Raw genomic sequence first — 2,851 nt, 5'->3', positions numbered from 1 at the left:
GGCCCCGGCACCGTCCCCCAGCCGCTGGGCCCCGCTGCGCCCCCTGATCCTGCGTCTGCACTTCTACGCCGGAGTGCTCGTCGCCCCGTTCCTGCTCGTCGCGGCGGCCACCGGCTTCCTGTACGCCGGTGCCTTTCAGGCCGAACGGATCGTGTACGCCCATGAGTTGAGGGTTCCCGTAGGCGACCGCGAACTGCCGATCTCGCAGCAGGTGACCGCCGCCCGCGCGGCGCACCCCGAGGGCGCGGTCTCGGCGGTCCGGCCCTCCCCGGAGGACGGCGCCACCACCCGAGTGATGCTCTCCGGCGTCAAGGGCATAGCCGCCGACCACACCCTCGCGGTGTTCGTCGACCCGTACACCGGAAAGGTCCGCGGCGCGCTCGAACAGTACGGCTCGACCGGCGCGCTCCCGCTGCGCACCTGGATCGACGAACTCCACCGCGATCTCCAACTCGGCGAAACCGGCCGCCTGTACAGCGAGTTCGCCGCGAGCTGGCTGTGGGTCATCGCGGGCGGTGGCCTGGTGCTGTGGTTCTCCCGGCGCCGCGCCCTGCGCAAGGTGCGGGGCACGAGCGGCCGGCGGCGCACCCTCGGTCTGCACGGAACAGTGGGTGTCTGGACCGCCGTAGGCTTCATCTTCCTGTCGGCGACCGGACTGACCTGGTCGACGTACGCGGGCGCCAACATCGACGAACTCCGCACCTCCCTCGGCCAGTCGACCCCCTCCGTGTCCGCCGCGGCGAGCGGGGAGCACGCGGGCCACGGCGGCTCCACCGCGACCGGCGACGCCCAGCACGGCGTAGGACTCGACAAGATCCTCGCCGCCGCGCGCGCCGAGGGGCTGGGCAACCCCGTCGAGATAGTCCCGCCCGCCGACGCAGACTCGGCGTACATCGTCAGGCAGGTCCAGCGCAGCTGGCCCGAGAAGCAGGACGCCGTCGCCGTCGACCCCACCACCGGCAAGGTCACCGACGAACTCCGTTTCGCGGACTACCCGTTGCTCGCCAAGCTGACCCGCTGGGGCATCGACCTGCACACCGGCGTCCTCTTCGGCCTGGCCAACCAGATAGCGCTGATGCTGCTCGCCGGCTCCCTGATCCTGCTGATCGTCTGGGGCTACCGCATGTGGTGGCAGCGCGGCCGGGGTTCCTCCTTCGGCCGCCCGATCCCGCGCGGCGCCTGGGCCCAGATGTCCCCGCTGCTCCTCGTCCCGTGCCTGGCGGTGATCGCCGTACTCGGCTACTTCGTACCGCTGTTGGGCATCCCGCTGGCCGCGTTCATCGCCGTGGACGTGGTGCTGGGCGAGATCGCGCACCGTCGGGGCAGCCGGACGTACGCGAAGTAGCGACGCACGCGAAGGGGCCCCGTTCCGCGTCGGAACCGGGCCCCTTCGCTGTACTCCGTGCCGTCTCTCAGACCTGCTCGAAGTCACCCGCGAGCGCCGAGGCGATCCGCAGATGCGAGCCGGCCTCCTCGTGCCGCCCCTGGCGCTCCAGCGTGCGGCCCAGCATCAGCCGCGCGTAGTGCTCCACCGGGTCACGCTCCACGAGGGTGCGCAACTCGGCTTCGGCGCGCCGCAGTTGGGCCGAGTGGTAGTAGGAGCGGGCCAGCAGCAGGCGCGGCCCGGTCTGCTCGGGCACCTCCTCGACCAGCCCGCCCAACACCCGCGCCGCCGCGGCGTAGTCCTTGGCGTCGAAGAACATCTGCGCGCGCTCCCAGCGCTCCGCCGGTGTTCCGTGGTCGTAGTACGTCATGTCCACTTGACCTCCTTCGACCTGCACAACGGACCGTGTTGGTTGAATATTCCACTACCGATCCGGCCGCCTTGCCCGCCCCGCCTACCTTGCTACGGCTGCCAGTTCCGCGTTCGCCCGCTCGGTGACCAGGGCCAGCACGCGGCCGGTGGCCAGCAGGTCCTCCTCGGGGATGCCGCCCCAGATCCGGGCGGTCATCGGGCTCGTCTCCTCCGTGATCCGTTCGTACAGGGCCCGGCCCGCGTCGGTGATCCGCACCTCGGACGCGTCCGTCGCGACGAGTCCGGCCGCGACCAGTTCGTCGATGGTGTTCTGTACGGAGTCCTCGCCGACCTTCAGGGCCGCGACGCTGTCCGCGGCGAGCCGGTCGCGGTCGACGGGCCCGGCGGCGAGGGCGACCGGCCGCAGGACGATCTGCTGCTGGAAGACGAGGCCGTGGCGGGTGAGGACGCTCTCCAGGACGGCGCGGGCGGCGTAGTGGGCCAGGGCGAGCTTGCGGGCGTCCGCTGGGTTCGTGGTGGTGGTCATGACTGCTCCTTCTCGTGCTCACTCGCATGGTCGAGGGGTGTGTCGAGCAGGGTCGCCAGATCCCGGCTGAACTCCCGGCTCCGCGCGCTGTCGAGACCGCCGAGCGGCTCCAGCAACTGCTCCAGGAGTCCGTGGACGACCTTGATCGCCCGCCGGGTCGTCTCGCGGCCCTGCTCGGTGAGGGCGAGTTGGACCGCGCGGGGGTCCCTGGGGTCCCGGGCGCGCTCGACGAGGCCGGCGGACTCCAGGGCGCGGGCCAGCTTCGAGACGTAGAGGGCTTCGAGTCCGGTGTGGTCGGCGAGGTGACGCTGGCTGGGGCGCAGCCCGGAACGCTGCATGCCGTACAGCGATGCGACCAGGGCGTACTGCGCATGGGTCAGCCCCAGGGGTGCCACCGCGCGGTCGACCGCCACGCGCCACTTCATCGACAGTCGCCAGACCAGGAAACCGGGCGTCGCGCCCTCGGATACCGTGCTCATGGTCGATACAGTACATGGCTACTATATCCATGGCTACTATTTTTGGACGGGGAGGACGGCAGGACATGGGGAGGGAGAGAGGCGGGACAG

Annotated in this window: 4 protein-coding genes; 1 reads left to right on the top strand and 3 read right to left on the bottom strand. The window is 71.0% G+C overall.

Translation table 11 applies throughout. The annotated features are described in order from the left end of the window. The coding region (locus ACNFOC_RS52795) for a PepSY-associated TM helix domain-containing protein (protein WP_416966087.1) at positions 1-1,345 on the top strand (1,345 nt) is incomplete at its 5' end. A gap of 67 nt (positions 1,346-1,412) precedes the next feature. Here ACNFOC_RS52795 and ACNFOC_RS52790 read toward each other — a convergent pair. The 3 genes from ACNFOC_RS52790 to ACNFOC_RS52780 all read right to left on the bottom strand — a co-directional run bounded on the left by ACNFOC_RS52790 (position 1,413) and on the right by ACNFOC_RS52780 (position 2,761). Further along, positions 1,413-1,760, bottom strand: a complete 348-nt coding sequence (locus ACNFOC_RS52790; RefSeq protein WP_406119311.1) for a tetratricopeptide repeat protein — start codon at positions 1,758-1,760, stop codon at positions 1,413-1,415. A 78-nt stretch (positions 1,761-1,838) separates the two neighbouring features. Further along, the gene (locus ACNFOC_RS52785; RefSeq protein ID WP_416966086.1) at positions 1,839-2,282 is read right to left on the bottom strand and encodes a winged helix DNA-binding protein; all 444 of its coding nucleotides are present in this window, start codon (positions 2,280-2,282) and stop codon (positions 1,839-1,841) included. Beyond that, positions 2,279-2,761 carry a MarR family winged helix-turn-helix transcriptional regulator gene (locus ACNFOC_RS52780; protein WP_416966085.1) on the bottom strand — a complete coding sequence of 161 codons (483 nt, stop codon included), beginning with the start codon at positions 2,759-2,761 and terminating at the stop codon, positions 2,279-2,281. The genes ACNFOC_RS52785 and ACNFOC_RS52780 overlap by 4 nt, the downstream gene beginning before the upstream one ends. Positions 2,762-2,851: the final 90 nt, after the last annotated feature.

It is taken from the genome of Streptomyces colwelliae (assembly GCF_048158785.1).
Classification (GTDB): Bacteria; Actinomycetota; Actinomycetes; order Streptomycetales; family Streptomycetaceae; genus Streptomyces.
The sequence above is the reverse complement of the archived record's forward strand: the minus strand, read 5'-3'. Positions and strand labels throughout refer to the sequence as shown.

Excerpts from the sequence above, each read along its gene's own strand:
- ACNFOC_RS52785 (WP_416966086.1), bottom strand. The coding sequence starts at position 2,282 with ATGACCACCACCACGAACCCAGCGGACGCCCGCAAGCTCGCCCTGGCC.
- ACNFOC_RS52780 (WP_416966085.1), bottom strand. The coding sequence starts at position 2,761 with ATGAGCACGGTATCCGAGGGCGCGACGCCCGGTTTCCTGGTCTGGCGA.